We start from the raw sequence: 23,841 nt of genomic DNA on the forward strand, positions 1-23,841 counted from the left end.
TTAAGTCACTAAGTAGTTTGCTTAAAGTATTGAACTCAGGGCTCCCAACATCCTTAATATTGAATCAACAAAGCCTATTACCTATACAAGTTGAAGCGCATCGTTTTGCTCGTCTTGTGTATTAATGTCTATGCCATAAGTATCTTGCCCAAATTTTCTGAGTGTTTCCCAGGAATTTGGAAATTTATAAGAATCAAAATAGTGGAAGAAGCGATACATTTCTGAGCCATAAATCTCTTCTCCTATGGAGTTGGTTGTTACATAAAAATGAAGTTGTAACGTTTTTTTTAATTGCTTTACTCGTGCTAGAAAGTCTGACAATGATTCACTTTCTTTGACATAGTTCACCAGGGACTTTTGAAGTGCTTGCCACTCTTTTTGATTGTTGCTACCTCGTTCCTTGAGTAATTTATCTTCAAATTCCTGTGGATTAAAGTTATCTATTACTATGTCTGACTTCAGTTCTGCATTGTTAGGGTCTAATGATTCTTCCAGCTCAAATTGTTTCAGCTTGATTAAATTCGTTTTTATCTTTTTGGCGATCTCTTCACAGGACAACAGAGTAATCCGCGGATCTAAATCCAAACAAATGCCCAATTTATTCTTCAAGAGCAGCTGATTAAGAATACCTAAAGTAAAGGTTCTCCCATTACCATCGGGAAAGGGATGTAATAAAATCATTGACTTGATAAAACGTGCAATATCGACTAATGAGGGGGACTTTATTTGATTAAATTCAGCCACCAAGTGTTCGAATTTTGGCTGAATAGCATCAAAATCTTCATATCTAGCAAGGATGTATTGTATTCTAATAAGTTCCGAAAGTTCATTTTCAGTAAGCTTTACTGCATCAATAAATGGATTAATACTATCAAAAGGTGGAATATATCTAAGTCTATATCTTGCATTTTTTAATTCATTAAACAGTCTCCTGGCCATATCACTATTTGATTGACATTTAAAACTATCTCTCATTTCCTGAACTGTTTTGAAATGTCTAGGAGGGGTATTAACATCAACCAATTCAAATCGAGGTCCATAACCCGAATGGTTTTTTTCAGCCCATTCAAGCAGCTCAAGTATTCCCTGCTCACTAATATTACTATCATCTGTAAGAAATGCGACTGAACCTTTTCGAGTAGGGAATTTCATATTGGCGCGTTTTGCTGGATTCATCGCATTGAAAACATCAATAATTTGGGCTGTTGTTAGTACCTTTTCAGCATTTTGCAAAGCAATTAGGATTCCAGCAAAGAGCTCTTCTTTCGCAGCATCAGTGTAACTTTGTGAGACATATGGAATTTTTAAACGATTATCGAGATTATTCTTTATATACTGAAATATTTTTGCAATGTTCATTTTAACAACCGCTTAATAAAATTGAAATCAATTATAAATAATCAACCTTAATATTTTATTAAATAAGTGATTTTGTAATTTTCATTACTTTGTGCCGGACAAAAAACGAATGCAAACAAGAATAATTAGAGATAACTCACTGATTTACAATATATTTTATATGATCTGCTTCGACTAAAAAGGAGCCTATATGATATAGCTAAGATCAACGTGTTTATGTTGTCTATTTGTTATGAAGGAATTGCAATTCCTTTATTTAGTCGCTGGCGCGAAATAGCCATTTCCAAGTACAATTAATGCCCACTTCGATTCTTTTGTGATATGCTATGCCACCTTTAATAGTCACGCAAGGTGAAATGATGCATTCAAAAGAAGAGCAAATAGTAAAAAACGATTCGAACAAGGATTATGTCGATGATATTGAAAGCATTAATGAGCTTTCTGTAGCAGAACAAGTATTTGCTCGCTTGCAAATCTATTCAGAAGGATTTAAACCCGCCTTTTTTACGGAAAAAGATTTATCAACTCTTTCATTAACTTCAAAAACACTCAACGAAGTAGCATCAGCTGAGCTGACTCAGCGAGCAGCAAAACAACTCTTAACTTATGTGCTTATGGGTGAGCAAAATAAAGCAGAAGTCATGATAAAAGCGAATCCATCATTGCTCTTGATTCAATCAAAAGCCGTAGATTACTCCGGAAGAACCATTATAGGAACAGCATTTCGAGCGGCACTTGGTGCCGGAGACAAACCCATGTGGGAGATGATACTTCCTTATTGTGAGAACTTAAAACAAGGAGAAGCCTTAAGACAGTTTAATGAGCAGTTTCCCAAGGGAATTGAGGATGAAGTTTCTGCAGAAGAGCTACAAGCCTATTACAATGCCATTGCATTAGCCATTATCAATGATGAAGACCATGGTGTCTCCGTGATTGAAGGATTTAGAAAAGAAATAACCTGCCAAAAGGAAATTACGCAAGGCAAGCATTTTAATCTGCAGCACTTAATCGCAGCGTATCAGGCCTACATCGATAACTTTGATACTTTGGATAATTGGGACAACCGTGACTTATTTTGGCAAAAAGTGATTGGTTATGTGCAGCGGCAGATGACCGGTTATGACGCCCAAATTCATTGTTCGGGTGTAGAGAGCGTATTAGATAACGAGAGTTCATTCAGCAGGACGTTTGAGTTGTTAAATGAAAAGAAATTGTTCCCCTTACAAATTGATTCTGGTCTTGGTTTCGATTTTGCTTGTTATAGTTATTATGGCGTGGGCGGGGAAGCGCGCCCAGCGAGGGCGATCGCGCGGGGGTACCCGGTGGTGGGCTGCTTGCCGGACCGTCTTGAAAAATTATGTGGAGAAAAAACAAATGCCCTTGCTGGACTTAGAGAGTCACTTGAGCAAGGAGTGTATTACCAGCTCATTTAATACTTGATATCAAGACGCATCACAAAAGGATATTGTTCGCACATCAAAATCATGAGTCATTTGATGTGCCTGAACTATTTCAAGAAACTCGTGCAAAGGATAAGTTGAATGACCAATTGTAAAAACTCAGGCATCCCCCTAAATTAAATTACTCCTTAAATATCACGAACAGGCTGTTGTTCTAAATTCTTCGCGCCAGCCCAACGTGGAAAAAAAGGACCTAGTTTTTTAATAAAATCATAGGCCATAAATAATGCACCTAGAGCAAATATTACATCTCCAGGTAATCGTAACCATTGCCAGAGTACTGTTGTATTATAAAATTCAAGGCTTCTTGAATGAGCAAAACCATGCTCATACACATCCATCAACTGCGCCCAACCAACAGGAAAGAAATTCAACACGATCCATAAGACAAGCCCCAGGTTATATAACCAAAAGGCCCAAATTCCTAAACGATCACTCCATGGGTGACGATCTCCGGCGGCATAGCGTAGGCAAAAATAAATCAAACCAAGGCCAAGCAAACCAAATGCACCAAATAATGCCGTATGTGCATGGTTTAAAGTAAGAAATGTCCCATGCTCATAATAATTTACAAGTGGCGCATTGAGTGTGCCTCCACCGAAAACTCCTGCACCAACAAAATTCCAAAAGGAGGCGCCCAAGATATAGAGATAAGCCAGATTATAAGTAAACGCCCGTTGTCGCTTAATCAATTGATGATGTTCAATAGCATCAATAATGAGGAGCACTAAAGGCAATACTTCAATAAATGAAAACATAGATCCTAAGGGCACCCATAAATCCGGAGTGCCTGTCCAATACCAGTGATGACCTGTACCGATGATACCTCCCAAAAATACCAGAATTGTTTCAAAATACATGGTTCGTTCTGCCAAAGAACGCGAAATTAATCCTGTTCCCATTAAGAGATAAGCAGTGGCGCATGCAGCAAAAAACTCAAATGACTGCTCTACCCAAAGATGAACTACCCACCACCGCCAAAAATCTGTGATTGTGAACGATTTTTCAATCCCGGTTAATGGGATCATTCCAAAGCAATACAGTACAGCAACGTTTATTGTACTTGCCCAAAAAAGATGCTCTAAACGAATACGTCCAGTCCAAAACTCAATGGTTGCCGTTTTTAAGCCACTCCAGGTAGGCCACATACCACGAAAAACAATAAAGCTCCAAAGGAAAAGGCCTACACAAAATCCAATTTGCCATAATCGGCCAAGCTGTAGGTAAGACAAACCTTGATTGCCAATCCAAAACCAGGATTCATTCACATACCCCATAATCCCCAAATAATTACCGACAATGGCTCCACCAACAATAAATAAAGTGACCCAAAACAGCAGATCGACAAAAAAACCTTGTCGTTTCGCTTCTTTTTTACTAATAAGCGGTGCCATAAAAACAGCAGCACTCACCCATGAAAGAGCGATCCAGACTATAGGTGTTTGGATGTGTACATCACGTAAGAAATTAAAGGGTAAATAATCATTAATATTTATTCCATAAAAACCAGTACGCTCTGTGTAATAATGCGCCATAATGGCACCTACAGCGATTTGAATTAGCAAAACCAGTGCAACGACAACAAAATATTGCCCTACCTTGCGCTGACTTGGTGTCAGTGGCTCAAACCCCAAAAACACTGGTGTTTTAAATGAATCATCAGGAGTACTCAAATATCGATGATAAATATAAAGTACCGCGCCAAAACCCAAAAATACAAAACAAAACGATACCCAAGTCCAATAAAAAGTATGCGCTGTAGGCGTATTACCCATAGTAGGTTCATAGGGCCAATTATTGGTATATGAACTATTTTGTCCTGGTCTATGAGCAATCGTAGTGAGCGAAGAATAAATAAGAAAGTCAGCGGTTTGTAAGGCAGTTTGCTCATTCAAACTGTACGCTTTGGTCCAACCTGCTTCGGCATCATGATTAAGCAGGGTTTGTGAAATTTGATTCCGCAGTTGCAATATTGCATCAGCAACTGGTTGCGACAACATACTGGTTTGTTGACTCAGATCCGTTTGTTGTAGATCTCGCTGCATTGCCTGGCGCACAACGTATTGCTCTCCTTCTGCCAGATTCAGGAAAGTTTTGCCGAAACGTTGTTGTGCTATTTTATCCTCTATAATTCGACCAAGGCTTACTAAATATTTTGCCGTATAATCCTCTCCAAAATAAGAACCCATACCATAAAGACTTCCATAATCCATGAGGTCTGCACGTTGAAACCCTGCTTTGCCTGCGACTATATCATCGGCGGTCATCACGATCTGTCCCGAAGCAGATTGAAATTGCTGCGGTAAAGGAGGAACAAGCTGATAGGTTTTATAGGTCCCCCAAATTAAGATCATAAAACAGATGATTGCAGTAATTAACAGAATCCATTTTAATACATTAGAGACTTTATCCGAGGCTATAGGTTCAGCACTTGAATTTGAGGATAGATGATCCATTCGACACATTCCTTATGTGAAAGGTTTCACAAACTAAGCTCATAATTTTATACAAGAATTATCACAAAACAAAGCCTTTTATCGAATTGATTTTTGAGCTTGAACAATTATTTTAGTGCTCTTTTTTCATGTAACTTTTTTAATAATAAATGGAAATAAACTAGTCCTGCATAGGGGTGCCATTTTGCAGTAATTTCCCCTATTTTTTTATAATCGGGTTTCTTATCAAGATGGAGTAATTGATGTAAATTGTTCTGTGCGCCAATATCATCGCCTGGAAAAATATCGATTCGCCCCAAGCCGCGTAATAAAACATACTCCGCAGTCCAACGCCCTATTCCTTTAAAGCGACATAAAAAGCTAATTACCTCCTCATTTGATTTATTTTCCAAAGAACTAAAACTTGATTTATCATCAACGATCGCTGCCGCAAGTCGGATCAGCGTTTCACTTTTATGGGTGCTATAGCCTATTTTTTTCAATTCAGAAACAGTGCAATTGGCAACTGCATCCGCTTGCGGAAATGCATAGAACACTTGCTCTTTTTCCTTTAGTCTTATGCTTAGAAATTCAGTCAAGCGATTTTGAATTTGCAATCCAGCATCCAGCGATATTTGCTGACAGGAAATCGCATTAACCAGTGCTTCAAAAATAGAGGGAAATCGTGGTGGTTTAAGGCCCATAAATTGGCAAACAAGGGGATTTAGTTGAGGGTCTTGTTGTGTGATTTGATAAAAATCATGCAGATTGCGCTTTAATCCCAGGAGCATCTCCAGTTCATCAATGATTCGGGTTGCAGATAACTCATGAGGCTCGCTTTCTATAGAGAGCAAAAGTTCGGGCTCATCAATTCCTTTTTTTTGTTCAAGAACCACTTTGACAGGCACATTGTCTATAACCAATAGTCTTGTGTAATGTTGCCCATCCCAAAGATCAACATTATTTTTACTTCTCCTGCGCAAAGCAAAAACAGTATAATCCAACTTAAATGGCGCAACCGGATGTAAGATAACAGAGGTGCTCATGTCACATTAACCTGCTCTTTCATTGAAAATAGTACTTAATCCTTTTAATACACGATGCAAATTGCCATGGGATAGCTAGATTATCCTTTGACACATACAATGGGCTTAAGCTTTGCGACTTTTTGGGTTAACCCGGATGCTTGCGCCGAGTCAACAACGAAATCAACATTCTTATAGGCCTCGGGAGCTTCTTCTGCAACACCACGATAGGAGCTACTGCGAATTAAAATGCCTTGTTGTGCTAATCGCTCAACGATTTCGCTACCTCGCCATAGTTTAGTTGCTTGATGTCGACTCATCGCACGTCCTGCACCATGACAAGCAGAACCAAAAGATTTATCTTCAGCACTTGCTGCTCCTACAAGAACATAAGACGCTGTTCCCATGCTGCCGCCAATAATGACCGGTTGACCTACATGGCTAAAAGCTTTTGTTAATTGAGGGTGCCCCGGGCCAAAAGCTCGAGTTGCTCCTTTGCGATGAACATATAAACGCATCGTCTTGCCCTCTACCTGATGTGTTTCTTCCTTGCAGGTATTATGGGATACATCATAGATGAGTTTTATTTGGGTTCCTGGCATCTCATTTTGAAAAACGTCACGCATAAAATGAGTAATGATTTCTCGATTTGCCAGAGCACAATTAATTCCTGAACGCATCGCACCTAAATAACGCTCCCCCATTGGTGAGCGAATTGGCGCACATGCTAATTCGCGATCAATAAGTTGAATACCATGCTGCTGTGCATAAATTAACATCGAACGCAGGAAATCAGTTCCTATTTGATGGCCTAAACCCCGAGAACCACAATGGATACTTACAACCACATCCCCCTGAGCCAAACCAAATGCGGCAGCGGTTTTTTCACAATATACTGTATGTACTTCTTGAATTTCCAAATAATGATTGCCAGAGCCTAAAGTACCCATTTCATTTTTTTGTCGCTTTTTGGCATGTTCAGAAACATGCTCAGGTAATGCGCCTTCTACTCGACCATTATCTTCAATTCGCTCCAAATCGTCCCATTCACCATATCCTTGCTTGACAGCCCAAACAGCACCGCCATGCAACATATCATCCATTTGTTTCATCGTTAGATTAATGCGACTTTTACTTCCTACACCCGCAGGAATATGCGCAAAAAGCGCGTCTGCCAGTTGTTCCTTATAAGGTTCAAATTCTTCACGTTTAAGCCCAGTAGATAATAGTCTTACTCCACAAGAAATATCAAAACCAACACCACCAGCAGAGACAACACCTTCATTGTCTGGATCAAATGCCGCAACACCACCGATAGGGAATCCATATCCCCAATGTGCATCAGGCATCGCATAGGATCCCTGAACAATACCTGGCAAAGTTGCTACATTAGTGACTTGTTCATAGACTTTCATATCCATATTGAGGATCAATTCTTCTGAGGCAAAAATAATCCCAGGCACACGCATTTTCCCATGTTTGGGAATTCGCCATTCAAAGTCACTTATTTTTTCCAACAGGTTCAAGTCCATTGATTTTCTACCTTAAGTCCCAAGAGCATATTGAATGAATTTACGCCTTACACGTCTACAACACATTGTGCCACCCAAATGTTATTGCTGTGATACACCTTTAATTCTGTGAACGTAGCACCTTTGACTTCTACGGCGGGTTGATGCCGCTTTATATCTACTTGCTCTCCTGCAATTATAGCAGTTAACCGCAAATCTTTAATGGAAACATCGAACTGACTAAAGAGCATGTTGTGAACTGCCATGTTATAAATAATGGCATTTAACCAATCGACAAATAAAATCTCCTGATTCGGTGCCTCACACCTTACATGCAATGTCTTGGAAGGTTGGACTGATTGTGAATTAGTAATAACATTGGTCAGAGCTAAAGCCCCCATGGCAAAGGCTTCAGATAAAGTAGAGCCATACCCCCTCACCCCTATATCTGATTCATGAGAGAAATGCTCCCATTTTTTTTGCGCAATCATTAGAATCCCGCTCTTATCATTTGAGAATAGCCTGAATTAGAAATCCAGTTCAGGAAAACAATACTTTAGCCTTTAAAATAATGATTATCCAAATCTAAAACTTCTACAGATAACATGATATTTAATTCATTTTGGCCTGTTCTGAAAAAATTATCCAATAAATCAAAAAGCTCCTTACCTATGCTTTTTTTCTTCGCATCATCTCTTCCAGGAAGCATTTTCAGAGTTAAATGTACAAAAGCATTTGCTGGACTCTGATCCCCGATATAAAACAAGGGATGAACGACACATCTGCTCCTGCAATTTGATAATTGAGTAGGAAGTTTTTCTGCAAGCATCTGGTGTAACTTATCAAATAACTGATTTAAATGCTGAGAATCAATATTATTGCTTAATTCCAAAATCAAATGAGGCATAGTAATCAAAACTAAAAAATTTAGGGCATTGTAAATCATAACGTGGCTTGAGGAGATGTTGCAAAATAAAATCGACTTACTCTTGCCTAAAAGCCACTCTTTGCACCATTAGAGCGCTATTATCTGCCTTAGCGTTTTGCATATACAGCAATAGACAGAATAACCATTCCCATTCCTATAGACTGTCCAAAAGTCAAACGTTCACCAAGCAGCATCCAGGCAATAAGTACTGTAGCTAATGGCATCACCGCAGTAGATAATGAAGCCATTACTCCATCTACTTTCTGACACCCAAAATTCCAAAAAACATAAAAAAGACCTGAGCTTAAACCTAAAATGATCAAAATAAGCCAATCTAATGGATGAATAGTTAAATCGCCCCAAGAACTAAAACTCAAGCAAAGCAATAATAAAATAGCATTGATTGCATTGAGTAACGAAGAAATTAGAAATACTGGCAGCGAATTAGCATGCATTTTACTTAAAATATAATAGGTTGCTTCGGGCAAGAGAGAAATTAAAACAAGTGCATCCCCCAAAAAAGAATGGTTCACTTGGATTCCAGCAAGCTTATCACATGCAATAACAATTAATCCAAGTGTGGCAAACCCTACACAAATGGCGTTCTTACCTGAAATTTTTTCACCAAGAATGATCCAAGACATAATCGCAATGATTGCAGGCAAGACGCTGGTAATAATACCGGCCACATTAGCATCCGTGTAATTTAATCCCGATAAAATAAGGAAATTAAACAACACTCCTGCAGAGACGGCCTGAGCGCCAATAAAAAACCAGTCTCTGTGCTTCAAACGTGAAAAATAATAACTAATCGGTTTATTTTTAGCCGCTGTAAACCAGTGCAAAGGCAATAAAATGATGGCCGCCAAAGTAAAACGAAGTGTTAATATAACCAAGACTGGAATCGAAGAGAGCACGTATTTGGAAAATACAATATTTATGCCTACCATAATTTGAGCCAAGATAAGAAAAAGCATACCCTGGAAAAAAGAAGCATTGGATTTGTTCATAATAATTAGATGATTGAATAAAGCATGAAAACGAATTCATAGCTTATCAATTTTAAACTTAGTTTGAATTATCCATTTCACGCGTTTTATTTGCTGATAACGCCTTTATTCTCCATTGAGAAGGAGATTCACCGAATACTTTACTGAATCGTCGACTAAACGCAGACAAATTTTCATAACCTACTGCAAATGCTATGGCTTCAATAGAACAACATTTAGAAGATAGTAATTTCTGAGCATGGTGCAATTTTTTAAATCGCCAATACTCTGCCATACTACAACCTAGAGCGAGTTTGAATCGGCGTTGCAATTGGCTTACGCTCAGATGACAGTGCTGCGCCACTTTACTTACATCAACTGGCTCTACGAAATGAAAATCAATCCAGTTTTTTGCCTTGATCGCCATTTGGTCCAACTCAGGTGAAAAAGATTTGGCAGCAAAATGAATGAGTAATTGATTAATCAGAGAGTCAGCAAAAAAATCTCCTTCATGAGCGGCCAAATAATGATGTGTAAAATAGAGAAGTTTTTTAATGCTCGCTGTTAAATTAAACGCATGCGACCTGCGCTCCTCAAAAAGCTGATGGTGAGAAGTCACATCAATCACTAAAAAAAGATTTTCCTGACTCCCAGCAAAACAATGTCGTTCATTAGGCGCAATAAATACACCAACATGATTATCTACAACCCCCGAATAATAACCTGCTTCTAACTCCATAGAGCCAGAAAGAGGTAGAACCCATTGAGCAAAATCATGGGAATGACTACAACTTTCAGTATGATAGGAACGAAGCTCCATACGATTGGTAATCAATTTAATTACTCGCTATGAAAAACAGGTCAAAATAAAGATACATATTATAGCGCATTTAGACTTTAAAAAAATTCTTTGCAGATGCGCAAAATACACCACATAATGTGCAATTATTTGTTTTCCCATTATTATTTCAACCGAACAATCCATTTATCTTAATCCTATTTTTTGGAGTCTACTGTGCAAGGAAAAACTGAAGCAAATCAATCCATATTCTCGTTAGAAAAACTTTTTGAGGTAACTGCAGAAACTGTAGATATACACCTGGTTGGTTCTAAAGCAATTTCTTCCATGAAGATATTAATGTTACGCAACCAACAAGGTTATCTCAATGAGATCAATGAATTAGCAAATATATGTGCTCAGTTACTAAAACAAGGTTCTACTGTTGTATCTTTAGTACAAACGATTAAATCCAGTATGACTGCTTCATATCAAGATGCATTGAATAAGATAACCAGTGAAATTGGTCTAGGACAATTTCAATTGAATCATACCAACCCGCAGACAATTGCTGGACAAAATTTGGAAAAACGCCTTAAATCCATGAGACGCTATAAAGAAACACCGCTTACAGACATTATTGAAGCAGTGATTACAGATACTCTGGTTCAAGCAAGTGCAAAATTTGGCGCTGCCCTCGGTGATTTTGACTTTTTGAACTGTCAATCACAACTTGTTAAATGATAATTTTTAATCATTCTAACCTGGGTTAAGCGCAACGTAGGCTCTGAGAGAATAAGCTTAACTTAGTGTCATTGGTTTATGCTGGAGCTATAATCTTATAAAATCAGGACTTTCGAAATGCTTTTAATGAGGGATTTTAGATATACTAAATGAGCGAATTAAAAACATTTTTTAACGGTGAGATTGTTTTTTTTCGTAAGTCCTGAAAATAAGATTTAATCAAGAATTGGAGCTACTTTGTAATGTCTTTATGGAAAAAATTTAAAGAGTTTTATAATGCCTCAGCGGAAAATAGAATAGGATTTTATAATTTCCTTGCCTTTCTCGTTATCCCTATTCTAGGCATGACGATCTTGTACGTTTTAGTTCGTATTTTTTGGATAAAAGCCTGAGGATCTTAATAATTAAGGTATCGCCCTATAGCTAAGCCATAGGGCATTATTAAACTATTCGGCTTGTTCAATCTTTATATCTCGAGAACCTGTTTTAGATTCTAATTTTTTAGGTAAATCAACCCAAAGCATTCCCTTTTTAAAGGTTGCTTTCGCTTTAGCTACATCAATGCTTGAAGGTAAAGAGATAGAGCGCTCATATCTTCCATAGCTAATTTCTCGGGAAATATATTTTTTACCCTCATTTTTTTTCGAACTGGATTTTTCGCCACTAATAGTGAGTAGATTATCAGATATAGCTACTTTAATATCTTTTTCATCCATACCAGGCATTTCTAATTGAACACAAAAATGCTCTTTATCTTCAACAATGTCCATTGAAGGAGCGAGATCCATTTTTTCAAATTGGCCCCAATTAAATCTAGATGGGGAAAAAAAATCGTTAAAATCGCTAAATAATCGATCTACTTCATTTTGAAGACTTAAAAATGGATTTTGTGAACGATTAATTTGAATGGAGGATCCTTTGCTGGATGAACCTTTGCTTGGGGTCCCTTTTTTAAATTGTGTTACCTTGCTCATGACACACCTCCATATTATCTATGACATTTATAAAATTCTGGTACATATATCAGTTTTGTCAAATGCACCTAATACACTAAAAATAGAGCATATGCAGAGAAGAATTAGTTTTTCAGCAATGTGAAGAAGATTCAGGCTCGAGGCTCCGCTTATCGAATAAGCGGATTTCGATATTGCAGCCCGAGTAATAGAAAAGCGAGAGCTGGCATTATAATATCAGTCCAAAATACAGTACCCGCATTACCTGGTTCGAAATTATGGGCAGTAAACATTTGAAAAAGATGCACACCAGCAGCTCCCCATAAGAATACGGCAGGAACTATAATTGTTGCAGCACGAAACGCAACTTTACTTCTAAAGCTGATTATCCCATTTACACCAATTCCCAAACTAACAAATCCCAATTCCATTTGAAACGGGCTTTGTGGCCAGCCAATAAACTGTGCGGTAAAATCGCCAAAGAAGACATGCATTATAAAGTTGAATACAAAAGCCAGACCAATATTAAACAGCAAAAACCAGGAAAATATAATTTCAATAATTTTGGCTTTTTCCATAAGTTTGAATTGGATCAACCATTCTGCAAGAGAAAATAACAAACCTAAAATAAAAAAAGTCAATGTAGGATTGCGTGCTGCCAAAATAATCATATTGGCCATAGTACCTTCCATGGGTAATATTTTGTATATAAATATAAATTACCTTAAAGGAACTGCAAACACAATTCACGCTAAAAAGAATGCGATTGACTTTTAATAGCGAAATTCATTTATTCTTTTTATGGCGTTGATGAAACACATAATATAAACCAGGCAAAACCAGTAGTGTTAAAAAGGTAGAAGAAATAATTCCGCCAATAACCACGGTCGCTAAAGGCCTTTGTACTTCTGAACCGGTACCTGTTGCTAATGCCATGGGTACAAATCCCAAAGAAGCAACCAGTGCTGTCATCAGTACTGGCCTAAGCCTTGCCAATGAACCCTGCAATACCGCATCTTTTAAATAGAATTTGTTCTGCTCACGCAACTTGTTAATAAAAGTAATCATCACAAGACCATTTAAAACAGCCACCCCAGATAAGGCAATAAACCCTACCCCTGCAGAAATGGACAAAGGAATACCTCGTAAACACAAAGCAAATACTCCACCAGTTAGAGCAAGGGGAATACCAGAAAAAACTAATAGTGCATTCCGGACATTACCGAAACTCATAAACAGTAATAAAAAAATACCTAATAATGTAACGGGTACCACAAGCTTTAAACGTTGAGACGCGGATTGCAATTGTTCAAACTGCCCTCCCCAATTAATCCAATAGCCACTAGGTAATTGGACATTACGTTCAATACGTTGTTTGGCTTCATTTACAAACGAACTTAAATCGCGATTTCTGACATTCGCCGTAACCACCACTCGCCGCTTACCACTCTCCCGGCTAATTTGATTAGGGCTTTCACTACGTACTGTTTTAGCTAATTCACTCAAAGGTATAAAATGAAGCTCGCCATCTTTTGCTGGTGGCAATGGAACAAAAATTTGCCTTAATACCTCAGAACTTGTACGCAAGGGTTCTGGTAAGCGTACGATTAAATCAAAACGTTTATCTCCTTCAAAAAGCTCGCCCCCTTTCTTACCACCTGTTGCAATGACAATAGCATCTTGAACTGTACCTGCCTGCAATCCATAACGAGCCAGTATATCTCGATTTATTTCAATAGTGAGAAGCGGTAAACCACTTACCTGCTCTACTTTCACATCAGCAGCGCCGGGTATTTTCTTAAGCTGCGAACTAATTGATTCAGCAATTTCGCGTAAAGTACTCATATCATCTCCAAATACTTTCACCGCTACATCACTTCGCACACCTGAAATTAGTTCGTTAAAGCGCATTTGAATCGGCTGGGTAAATTCATAATTATTCCCTGGAATTCGTTGCAGAGCCTCTTCAATTTCTTGCACTAAATCTTGTTTTGCTTTTTTTGGATCAGGCCATTCTTTACGAGGTTTTAGCATAATAAACGTATCAGCCACGTTAGGCGGCATTGGATCTGTAGCGACTTCGGCTGTACCCAATTTGGAAAAAACAATCTGTACTTCGGGAAACTGCTTGATCCTTTGTTCGACTAAATCTTGCATCGCAATAGCTTGGGTTAAACTCGTACCTGGAATACGCATCGCATGCATGGCAATATCCCCTTCATCAAGGCTTGGAATAAATTCACCACCTAAGCGAAAAGCAATCAGAAGACTAATGGCAACCAAAACGACAGCCGCGCTAATTAGCCAATATCGTGCATGAAAACAATATCGCAAAACTCGTGCATACCCTAATGAAATGCGGTGTACCAACCAATTTTCTTTCTCTTGAATGCGTCCCTTTAGAAATACAGCCACCGCGGCTGGCACAAAGGTTAAGGCGAATAACATCGACGCCATTAATGCGATAATCACTGTTTCCGCCATAGGCAAAAACATTTTTCCCTCAACGCCCGTTAGGGTTAAGATAGGAAGATAAACTACAGTAATAATAAATACACCAAAAATACTGGGCCTGATGACTTCAGTAGTCGCATAGGCGATCACTTTTAGGCGCTCTTCAAGGTTTAAAGTACGCTGAAGTCGATGCTGTTGTTCCCCCAAATGTTTCATGCAATTTTCAACAATAATTACGGCACCATCAACGATTAGTCCAAAATCAAGGGCTCCTAAACTCATCAGATTGGCACTAATTTGATTGCTTACCATCCCCGTAATCGTCAGTAGCATCGATAAGGGAATAACCATAGCAGTGATCAATGCGGCGCGAATATTTCCCAAAAATAAAAATAAAATGACACAAACCAGCAAAGCGCCTTCAAGTAAATTTTTCTTGACCGTGTTAATTGTCGCGTTAACCAGTGAGGTTCGGTTATAAACAGTAACTGCCTCAACTCCATCGGGAAGTGATTTATTAATTTCCTTCATCTTGGCAGCCACGCGTTCCGACACTGTGCGGCTGTTTTCACCCATCAACATAAATACCGTGCCTAACACCACTTCCTTGCTGTTTTCGGTTGCAGCACCTGTGCGTAGCTCTTTCCCTAAAATGACATTTGCCACATCGCGGATGCGGACAGGAGTTCCCTCAAAACTGGCGATTACAATATTTTCAATATCAGCTATATTTTTCACCTGCCCTGGAATTCGAATGAGATTCTGCTCACCGTTGCGCTCAAAATATCCTGCCCCTACATTCGCATTATTACGCTGTAACGCATCAACCACACTATTTAAACTCAAACCATAACGAACCAGTTTGCTCGGTTCAGGTGTAATGTGAAATTGCTTTTCATAACCTCCAATTGTATTAACCTCTGCAACGCCTTCCACATTACGTAACTGCGGTTTAATGAGCCAATCTTGAATCGTACGAAGCTCTGTAGAATTATAACGTTGGGCTTCAGGCACATTAGACTTATTCCTCACAATGTACATAAATATCTCACCCAAACCTGTAGAGATAGGACCTAATGTCGTTTCTGCTTCTGCGGGAAGTTTATCTTTAACCTCTTGCAAACGTTCATTGATCAACTGACGTGCAAAATAAATATTCGTCCCATCTTTAAATACCACAGTAACTTGGGATAACCCATAACGCGATAAAGAACGCGTGTAATCTAAATTAGGCAGACCACTCATCGCCAATTCAATAGGAAATGTGATGCGTTGCTCTACTTCAAACGGGGAATAACCCGAGGCTTGGGTATTAATTTGTACTTGGACGTTAGTAATATCAGGTACGGCATCAATTGGAAGGCGTTGGAAATTATAGACACCAAGAATCGCAATAATTATTGTAAATAAAAGGACGAACCAACGATGTCTTAGTGAGAAGTGTATAATTTTTTCAAGCATCTTGTATCCTTAATCTTCATGACTGGCACCTTCCTTGCCTAATTCCGCTTTAATATAGAAACTGTTTTTACTGACATAGCGTTGACCAGCATCAAGACCTGAAAGAACCTCTGCCCATTGCCCATCTTCCTCTCCTAAAAGAACAGGAGTTGCCTCAAAATAATCTCCTTGCTGAACAAAAACCACATCTTTTTCATTCATTTTCTGGATTGCAGAGAGAGGAACAGCCACTGGAACTGTTTTTTTATTGATGATAATCGCACCATTAATGTACATTCCTGGCAACCAGACACGCTCCTCATTGGGAAGAATAGCACGCGCTAAATTCGTTTGACTGTCTTCAATTCCTAAAGGTGAGATATAGGAAATTGTGCTCAAGGCTTTAGGTTTTCCTTCATCTCCAGTGACAATAACATCCATTCCTTGCTTCACAAGAGGAGCATCTTTACGATATAAAGTGAAATCAGCCCATACATTCGCTAAATTCGCTACCTCATAAATCGGTTTGGTATTTTGAGTTAACTCCCCATTTGTAGCATTTTTTTGCACAACAGTACCGGTAATTGGTGCTGTAATAGTGTAGTTTTGTAAACTTTCATTACTTTCAACAGTGGCTAATACGTCCCCTTTTGTGACCTCCTCACCAAGATTTTTAGCCATTGATTTAATAATCCCTGGATAGCGCGCATATATCGGTGCCAATGTATCACGATTGGGGAGAATTTTTCCTACTACATTCAATTGAGTTTTGATTTCATGACTTTGCGCTACCGCAGTCTGGATCTCGGCTGCCTTAAGAACTACGGCTCCTATCGCTACACGTCCTTCATAAGATGCATAACTCCAATTCATCTTAGTTCCTAAATACTCTAATTGAACCGTGACATCAAAAGAGTGGGGTTCGCGAATCACTTCGTTACTTTCTAAAAAATGATTTGCCTGAATAAAGGAAACCTTCCCTTTTTTACCATTAAATCGGGTTAATAAAAGAGTTAAATGCACTTTATCCGGGGCAATAACTTTCCCATTCTTATAAATGTATGCTCGAAAATGGGGCGGCATCCCGCGTTCAAATATTAAAAGCTCCAACGCCAAATCACCTGCTTTAAATAAGCGACCGCCCTGTGGCCCCCTTTCCCAGGTTTCTTGTTGACTTCCTTCATCCGTTGCATGAGTATTCTTACCTCCCCACAAAATCAAACTTAACCCTAGTAAAAGAACAAGCAATAACAGATAAGAACCTCCTGATTTTGGAAATTTCATTTACTCTCCTTAGTCGGATTGAGCCCTAAAAGTCCCGTAAGCTGAATTAATGTTTTATGATAATCGGCATGGGCTTGTTGATAATGTCGTTCCTCTTCGTATAACGTATTTAATGCAGTAGATAATTCGATATAGGTATATCGTCCCATTTGATACCCATCTCTGGCCAGTTTGATCGATTTATGAGCTAATGGCAATAGAGATTCAGTGACCAAATTCACTTCGTACTGACTCTGCTGCGCTTGCAAAAAAACATTATAAATATTTTGTCGCACATCAAGTCGTGTTCCTTGATAGGCATGTGCAGTTTGCGTATATTGCGCTTCTGCCGTCAGAATTTTTCCTTGATTTCGATCAAAAACGGGCACTTCTGCAAACGCGGAAATTACTGCGGCATTACTCCCATCATCAGAAAAATGACGACCTCCTAATTGTATATTTAAATTAGGCCAAACTGATTTTTTAACTGCGGTAATGGTTGCGCGTTTAGCGCGAAGTTGCAGTTGCATTTGGATTAATTGCGGACTTTGAGGCAATTTTTTTAAGAGAGCTGCCCAATCTAATACTACGTCAGGCAAGCCTTTATCCACCAAGGGTTTGTCAATTTTTAATCCATCCCCTAATAAACGAGCAAGCTTTGCTCGTTGAGAAAGTGCATCACGCATCGCTTTTTTTTCCTGGATGCGGGCCTCACCTAAACGTCTTTGCGCTAATCGCAAATCCAATTCGGTACCTACTCCAGCTTGAACGCGTCGCTCAATTGCAGCCACAATCCGCTCATTCAAGTGAATTAGCTTTTTAGTTACTTGATGCCATTGTCCTGCATACAAAGCGTCAACATAGGTCACGCCGACAAGGATATAAAGTGCCGCTTTCTGAACCTTAATCTGAGCCAAAGATGCGAGATAATCTGCATAAGTTGCTTTTTTAAGATAATCAAGGCGATGCCCCAAAGGAATGGGCTGGGTCACAGATGCCGTAGTTTCTGCTGCTTCATAACCCGAATAGCTGCCTGAACCACCAAAATTTTCTGCAGTTAACGTCAGTTGAGGATTGGGATAAAGGCCGCTTTGGATAAAATAACCTCGCATCGCCTGTGCTTTATCCATTTCTGCTTGCAATTCAGGATTATTACGATAGGCAATCTCTAAAGCTTCTTTGAATGTAAGGGGAGCCACCGCTAACGCTTCAAAACATGTGAAGCTCATCACTAAAATAACGGTAAAACCAATGTAGCGCATTCCTTACCTTTAATTATTTATTCCCTAATACTATTTCAGTGTAACCTGATTTACTTAAGTTTTATACCATTTAATTACCATAACTGACTCAATAAACCCAAACTCGATTCAAGGCATGCAATCTATAATATTATTTGGCACCACAGCACCTGTAGCAAAATTTTTATTAGACAAAATTCATCCCTTATTGTTCCATTTTCTTGAGGGCTTTAGCGGCTTGTTTGATTTTTTTCAAGTGCACAAACAAGTCGCATAAAGTTTTATAGAGTAATTGATAACGAGGTAAAGGCTAAGTATAAATCTGAAAAAAACTGTCAATTCAGTACATTATTGATAACTGCAACTGCTTTTTTCAAATTAAACTGTATGAGTTCTTTTAAAATGAAACCATTATGAAATACATTCGGTGACTTAAGGGTTTACCCTAGCTTTCAATTACAAAATCCCCTAAATACTAAATAGTCGCATAGGAATCAATTTTTGCCAAAGCCTTAAGGGCTCGGATAATAGAGCATCTATTTTTGAAAGAAAATGATACACTAAGAGGTTTTAGAATCATTCATAATATTGTTTACAGGATTTCAAATATGACTACAGCATTTTCAAGAATAATTATTTTAGCTGGTTTCTTTTCAGGAATTTCTATTAATTCATCATTTGCCCATTCTCACCATGAAACAAGCTCAATTGGAAGTCCCGCGCATGCAACAAAAACTACCAAAATAATAAAAGTGACCGCATCGGATGATATGCGCTTTACTTTTTCACAAAAACCCGAATTTCATGATGGCGAAATTATCACATTTGAAGTTACAAATATGGGAAAGGTAGCACATGAGTTTTCTATAGGTGATGAAGACGAACAAAAAGCACACCAAAAAATGATGCGTGCTATGCCAGGAATGGTTCATGAAGATGGCAATACAATTACTGTTAACCCTGGCGAAACCAAAAGATTGACCTGGAAATTTAAAGCCAATTCGAAACATGACGTTGTCATCGCCTGTAATATCCCGGGTCATTTTGAAGCCGGTATGTATATGAAAACGAACGTCACAAAAGCTTAAGATAAATTATTCTGCCGTTGTAGCGTTGAACTTAATCGTAACCAAGTCAACGCTGCCTTCCAGAGGAATGCAATGCATACCTGTTTCCCTTAATTTTATAAGCACGATCCACGATTGTTAAAAAAAGTATATGGAAATTAAAATAGCAGCAATTGCTGATTAAGAAGTTCACAAACACTTTATTCCAGAAAACGAATAGACTAGAATGATTTTCAATCGAATTTTATTTGGCGATTCAAGCATCAAACAGGCTTACTGATTTGCCAGTATTAATATCAATGTTTCATATGTAAAAGCTTAGTTGCGCTGTAGCTCGATTAATACATTAGAGTAACCTAAAGAATGGAGTCATTATGGACAATAAAAACATAGAGACGTTTGAAGAAATAGACAATCAAATCGATGGAATCGTGGTTTATCTTTTGAAAAAATATGCAATGAAAAATGAATTCTCATCAAAGATTGATGCTGATTTGCCAGAAGAAATTGAGGCGTAAGCACCAATTCATGTGATAATACATTGTTCTGTTTCAATGTATTAATATCGAAACAGAATTAATATGGATTTTACTGGAAGGATTGCGGGCCAGGGCCCGCGAAATTCAATATTGGGTTTCATTAACTTATTTAAATCTACAACGTCCTAACAATTATCAATTGGCTCGCCAATATTTAGATGGCCATAAAAAAACTAAACTACTTGCACTTCCTCCGCTAAAAGACCTTTCTGTCCTTTGCCTTGTTTAAAAAAAACCGCATCACCTTCCCGAAGTGTTTTAAAACCATTCCCTAGAATGGAGCTAAAATGTACAAAATACTCCTGGCCATTGCTTTGAATAAATCCAAAACCTTTGCGTTCATTGAACCATTTCACTGTTCCTTTTATTTTTTCTGACATTGTCATATTCCTTTATTATTAACAATTCAAAGCAAAGCTTTTTTGTTGAAAAATAGCACATTCCAACGACTATAAATCAAGGGTAATTTTAATTTTCAGATGTTATTTATACAATTGCGGGTTTTACTTATAAAAATTAAGGTAAATGGGCAGATGCTACCATCAACTATTTGCCCTCATTTTTTTATACCCCATAATGATTAACAACATTAATAAAGTAACAGGTGTAATAAAGAGCATCATCAATGGCCACAAATTAGATCCTGCAAACAATGCGAAAACAGTATAAACCAGTAAAGGAAGACTAATTAATAAAGGAATGCAAGCAAGCTTCCGCCAGCTACCCGACCATTTCCATAACAATCTAAGCTGTAAAATCCAGTATATGGGGATAGAAAAATAAAGTAATTGCACGAATAGAATATCCCAAGTTGAAAGAGGTTCTTGAGGTATTTTCACACTAGCTTGCTGCTGTTGATTCAACTCATTGACCCAAGAAGCCTTGGGATTCGATATTGTATCCTTATCCTCCTCCCATTTAGCCGAAATCGAGATGGACTGAGTTTCCAGAGGCTGCCAATTGGCATTATAAACAGTGACCATTATTGAATCGATCTTTGTTTCCCTGAAATAAGACACCCAAGCAATAGCTTGACCGTCACCTACAGGGTAGGCTTGGGAGGGATTCATACGGATATTAGTCTTGATTTCCTGTCCAAGATATTTTCCTATTGCCTGGAAACGTAATGGCTCCTCGCTTTGATAATGAATAAGAACATATAGCGATTCGTCTTGATGCAATACTGCAGGTGATGCAGGGCTTGTCTCGCTCAGTTCTACATTCAGGGCACTCGCCATGGTGGTATAAGTTAACAAGAGTCCGATAAGAACAATTAGAACACATTTATTTCGAGAAACTCCAGAGCTAAAGAATGATTCATTGCTAGAGTAACACGCTCTGCTAAAGAAACGATTCCATGCCATGGTATCCCTTGAATAAAATAGATAATTACAGATTAGTATGACAAAACATATCGGTCAAACAGGAACTGCCCAGAGGCTCACTTAGACAGCCAATTTTAATAAAAATATTGAGAAAGAAATAACTCCCGTATTAGTTTTGTTAACACGGGAGTTCTGGGATTAGTGTCGTGTTTTTTCCATTGCTTGACCTAATAGCCAATCAAAACTCACCTCAAGCTCATCAGCAATTTTCTGCATAGAAGGAGCATCCAGAGCAACACCATATAATAGTGCCTCTATTTTAAATTTAGGTAATTCAAATAGTTTAGAACATACTTGAACACGTTCGGTCATTAAGGCTGGAACACCTAGCTCATCAAGCTCATAGTTCAAACGTTCAGTGAGTTTTTTGTTTGACATGTTAATCTCCTCTTGACTTTTTATCAGTGTAAAACACTTAAGCTTAAGGCTTGATTAACAAATAAATTTTTTACAAAAAAAAATTTGTGCTTGGAAAAATCAATAAATGAGCATATTAATAATTTCTTAAGCATTCTCAGATAAAATCCCGTGATTTTTCATTTGAATGAGAGAAGTTAATGCGATATCAATTTAACCCCCATCGCCATGTCAAAATTTGGCTTAGTCAAGATAGAAATAGTTTTTTAAACTTAGAAAATCAAAAACGCCTCATTAAAATGCGTTATTTAAATCCTGATGATGAAATTCATTTTGTATATGACTCCCGTTTGCTAAATCCCAAGGCTCAGGAAGACCTAAAGCAGTTTTGTAATAAACATCATATTACTCCTATGGATGTTGCCACTTTAAAGGGGAACAATGAAACTGAGCACCAATTGTTGGAGCATTATTCAAACGAAATTAAGTGCTTGGGGCGGGGGGGAAATTTGGCAGTTGCAAGTGATATTTTGCGATGGATAGAGGATATTTATAAGCTTGGAACTTATGCGGATTTTGATACACGGATAGATACGCGAGGTCTTCCGGCTCTAATCGAAGTCGAGCACCCTTTATTATTAAGCATGGGTAGCATAAAAATCGCCTCTTCAGAAAGCCTGGTAATCAATAATGATATTATTGCTGTGGTTGACCCAAATGATGCCCTACCTTATGTAAAAAAGGTCCAGGACACTATTCTTAAAAATTTAACCACCAAGCATCGTTTATTTTCTAGCTATTTTGATCAAGTAAGAAGGCTTTACAATAGTGTATTGGGTGATGAGGTAGGGGGCCTGTTCTTAAGTCTGTCAGCCGGAAATGAATTGCAGATAAGTGAAGAACTTGACCAATTAAGAGCATCAACTAACTCCATGCCTGAGCTTAGATTTAAAATTGAACAGCAATATAAGGATAATCAATCATTCTGTAGGAAAAAAAGCACCAACGTTGTGGACTGTGCTCAGGAAATTAGAAAAAGTGCGGCAAGTTGGCTGGTTTGGCTTATTACCCCTAAGGCTATTTATCAGGAGTTAAAAAAATTAGCCGCTATTAAAAATGATGAAGAATTAGTCTCTAAAGTACGTCAAAATCAACGCCTGCAACTTTTAAAAAGTAGCGTTGTTTATACCACAGGACCAGGTGCATTATTAAACGGGTTGCTCAGTCAATATTTACTTTCTGATAGTAATACAATTAAACAGGATAAAATAAATACTTTTGCTTTTTCTCATTACGGTTTGGAGAAGCGTTTTATTTCTAAAAACTACATTCCATTTGCATCAAGTTTAAAAACTGTAAATGCGCTTCAAAATGAGGGTACTATAGGTAAATGTAATGACTTATCCTGGTTAAAAGAAGGGCAAGAGGCTATTCACTCAAGAGAAGAGATTATTCGAAAAAAACAAGGGCATCTAAAAATAATTCTACCGCAAGAGCTAGGTAAACTAAAACAGCTAATCACAAAACATATTGCTAAATTAGACCGCGATTTGCATAGCCCATTTCGTTTTTATCGTGCTCATGCCCGGATGCAAAAATTGGGGGTGTTAAAAGATATATTAAATTTGTTCAACGAAAATTATTTTGATAAAGAACAGCTCAACATGATTATGCAAAAATATTCTTCCGAAGATATTTTTGCAAGTATTGGGACCAGTCGTACCCAGACACTAATTAAAGAGATTACACGTTTTGCAAAAAAGGCCGAGGTATATCAGCTTGACGAAGAGGATGGGCGTATTGCTTATAAGGTTTAATTCAGCAGAAAATTTGCAGTATTTGCTTAAGGCCATACTGCAAACCTCATGGAGTGCTTCTTTTAAAGGAAGGTTTTCCATCTTAAAATTCTATCA

At 38.1% G+C, this 23,841-nt stretch carries 22 protein-coding genes; 6 read left to right on the forward strand and 16 right to left on the reverse strand.

The genetic code is table 11. From position 1 onward, the window contains the following. Window positions 1-81 precede the first annotated feature (81 nt). Entirely contained in the window at window positions 82-1,359 is a 1,278-nt protein-coding gene (locus DGG96_RS13955) for a Fic family protein (RefSeq protein WP_110143263.1), read from the reverse strand. A 356-nt stretch (window positions 1,360-1,715) separates the two neighbouring features. On the opposite strand from DGG96_RS13955, the gene DGG96_RS13960 reads away from it, so the two are divergent. After that, window positions 1,716-2,792, forward strand: a complete 1,077-nt coding sequence (locus DGG96_RS13960; protein ID WP_233590450.1) for a hypothetical protein — start codon at window positions 1,716-1,718, stop codon at window positions 2,790-2,792. A 155-nt stretch (window positions 2,793-2,947) separates the two neighbouring features. Here DGG96_RS13960 and DGG96_RS13965 read toward each other — a convergent pair whose 3' ends face one another. From DGG96_RS13965 to DGG96_RS13995, 7 genes are all read right to left on the reverse strand, one after another. Next, window positions 2,948-5,275, reverse strand: a complete 2,328-nt coding sequence (locus tag DGG96_RS13965) for a nitric-oxide reductase large subunit (protein WP_110143264.1) — start codon at window positions 5,273-5,275, stop codon at window positions 2,948-2,950. A 107-nt stretch (window positions 5,276-5,382) separates the two neighbouring features. Beyond that, window positions 5,383-6,300 (reverse strand): DNA-3-methyladenine glycosylase family protein, encoded by a 918-nt coding sequence (locus DGG96_RS13970; RefSeq protein WP_110143265.1) that lies wholly within the window; start codon window positions 6,298-6,300, stop codon window positions 5,383-5,385. Window positions 6,301-6,380: 80 nt separating this feature from the next. Further along, complete coding sequence (locus DGG96_RS13975; RefSeq protein WP_110143266.1) at window positions 6,381-7,811, reverse strand: RtcB family protein; 1,431 nt, start codon at window positions 7,809-7,811, stop codon at window positions 6,381-6,383. Window positions 7,812-7,858: 47 nt separating this feature from the next. Continuing rightward, complete coding sequence (locus DGG96_RS13980; protein ID WP_110143267.1) at window positions 7,859-8,281, reverse strand: archease; 423 nt, start codon at window positions 8,279-8,281, stop codon at window positions 7,859-7,861. 65 nt (window positions 8,282-8,346) lie between these two features. After that, window positions 8,347-8,697: a 5-carboxymethyl-2-hydroxymuconate Delta-isomerase gene (locus DGG96_RS13985; protein WP_110143303.1), complete on the reverse strand. Its 351-nt coding sequence runs from the start codon at window positions 8,695-8,697 to the stop codon at window positions 8,347-8,349. A 128-nt stretch (window positions 8,698-8,825) separates the two neighbouring features. Beyond that, window positions 8,826-9,728, reverse strand: a complete 903-nt coding sequence (locus DGG96_RS13990) for a DMT family transporter (RefSeq protein ID WP_110143268.1) — start codon at window positions 9,726-9,728, stop codon at window positions 8,826-8,828. Window positions 9,729-9,786: 58 nt separating this feature from the next. Beyond that, a complete protein-coding gene (locus tag DGG96_RS13995; RefSeq protein WP_110143269.1) occupies window positions 9,787-10,527 on the reverse strand; it encodes an AraC family transcriptional regulator in 741 nt (246 codons plus the stop codon). A 195-nt stretch (window positions 10,528-10,722) separates the two neighbouring features. Between DGG96_RS13995 and DGG96_RS14000 the strand changes: the two genes are divergently transcribed. Continuing rightward, window positions 10,723-11,229, forward strand: coding sequence for a hypothetical protein (locus DGG96_RS14000; RefSeq protein WP_110143270.1), 507 nt, complete (start codon window positions 10,723-10,725; stop codon window positions 11,227-11,229). 446 nt (window positions 11,230-11,675) lie between these two features. Here DGG96_RS14000 and DGG96_RS14005 read toward each other — a convergent pair whose 3' ends face one another. From DGG96_RS14005 to DGG96_RS14025, 5 genes are all read right to left on the reverse strand, one after another. Next, window positions 11,676-12,203 (reverse strand): Hsp20/alpha crystallin family protein, encoded by a 528-nt coding sequence (locus DGG96_RS14005; RefSeq protein ID WP_110143271.1) that lies wholly within the window; start codon window positions 12,201-12,203, stop codon window positions 11,676-11,678. A gap of 149 nt (window positions 12,204-12,352) precedes the next feature. Then, window positions 12,353-12,862, reverse strand: coding sequence for a DUF6790 family protein (locus tag DGG96_RS14010; RefSeq protein ID WP_110143272.1), 510 nt, complete (start codon window positions 12,860-12,862; stop codon window positions 12,353-12,355). A 106-nt stretch (window positions 12,863-12,968) separates the two neighbouring features. Beyond that, the gene (locus DGG96_RS14015; protein ID WP_110143273.1) at window positions 12,969-16,097 is read right to left on the reverse strand and encodes a CusA/CzcA family heavy metal efflux RND transporter; all 3,129 of its coding nucleotides are present in this window, start codon (window positions 16,095-16,097) and stop codon (window positions 12,969-12,971) included. A gap of 9 nt (window positions 16,098-16,106) precedes the next feature. Further along, window positions 16,107-17,360: an efflux RND transporter periplasmic adaptor subunit gene (locus DGG96_RS14020; RefSeq protein ID WP_110143274.1), complete on the reverse strand. Its 1,254-nt coding sequence runs from the start codon at window positions 17,358-17,360 to the stop codon at window positions 16,107-16,109. After that, window positions 17,357-18,601, reverse strand: coding sequence for a TolC family protein (locus DGG96_RS14025; protein ID WP_110143275.1), 1,245 nt, complete (start codon window positions 18,599-18,601; stop codon window positions 17,357-17,359). Before DGG96_RS14025 ends, DGG96_RS14020 begins: the two co-directional genes overlap by 4 nt. Before the next feature lie 115 nt (window positions 18,602-18,716). Between DGG96_RS14025 and DGG96_RS20885 the strand changes: the two genes are divergently transcribed. The 3 genes from DGG96_RS20885 (at window position 18,717) to DGG96_RS20890 (ending at window position 20,165) form a co-directional block, all read left to right on the forward strand. Continuing rightward, window positions 18,717-18,857, forward strand: a complete 141-nt coding sequence (locus DGG96_RS20885) for a hypothetical protein (protein ID WP_165831620.1) — start codon at window positions 18,717-18,719, stop codon at window positions 18,855-18,857. 331 nt (window positions 18,858-19,188) lie between these two features. Next, a complete protein-coding gene (locus tag DGG96_RS14030) occupies window positions 19,189-19,668 on the forward strand; it encodes a cupredoxin domain-containing protein (protein ID WP_110143276.1) in 480 nt (159 codons plus the stop codon). A gap of 353 nt (window positions 19,669-20,021) precedes the next feature. After that, window positions 20,022-20,165 carry a hypothetical protein gene (locus DGG96_RS20890; protein WP_165831621.1) on the forward strand — a complete coding sequence of 48 codons (144 nt, stop codon included), beginning with the start codon at window positions 20,022-20,024 and terminating at the stop codon, window positions 20,163-20,165. A 194-nt stretch (window positions 20,166-20,359) separates the two neighbouring features. On the opposite strand, the gene DGG96_RS14035 is transcribed toward DGG96_RS20890, so the two are convergent. The 3 genes from DGG96_RS14035 to DGG96_RS14045 form a co-directional block, all read right to left on the reverse strand. Continuing rightward, window positions 20,360-20,566 (reverse strand): cold-shock protein, encoded by a 207-nt coding sequence (locus tag DGG96_RS14035; protein WP_110143277.1) that lies wholly within the window; start codon window positions 20,564-20,566, stop codon window positions 20,360-20,362. A gap of 162 nt (window positions 20,567-20,728) precedes the next feature. After that, window positions 20,729-21,550, reverse strand: coding sequence for a hypothetical protein (locus DGG96_RS14040; RefSeq protein ID WP_233590448.1), 822 nt, complete (start codon window positions 21,548-21,550; stop codon window positions 20,729-20,731). 159 nt (window positions 21,551-21,709) lie between these two features. Beyond that, complete coding sequence (locus tag DGG96_RS14045; RefSeq protein ID WP_110143278.1) at window positions 21,710-21,949, reverse strand: hypothetical protein; 240 nt, start codon at window positions 21,947-21,949, stop codon at window positions 21,710-21,712. A 179-nt stretch (window positions 21,950-22,128) separates the two neighbouring features. Here DGG96_RS14045 and DGG96_RS14050 point away from each other — a divergent pair, with 179 nt between their 5' ends. Next, window positions 22,129-23,745, forward strand: coding sequence for a glycosyltransferase family 88 protein (locus DGG96_RS14050; protein ID WP_110143279.1), 1,617 nt, complete (start codon window positions 22,129-22,131; stop codon window positions 23,743-23,745). The last annotated feature ends 96 nt before the right edge of the window (window positions 23,746-23,841 follow it).

The sequence above is a fragment of the Legionella qingyii genome (genome assembly GCF_003184185.1).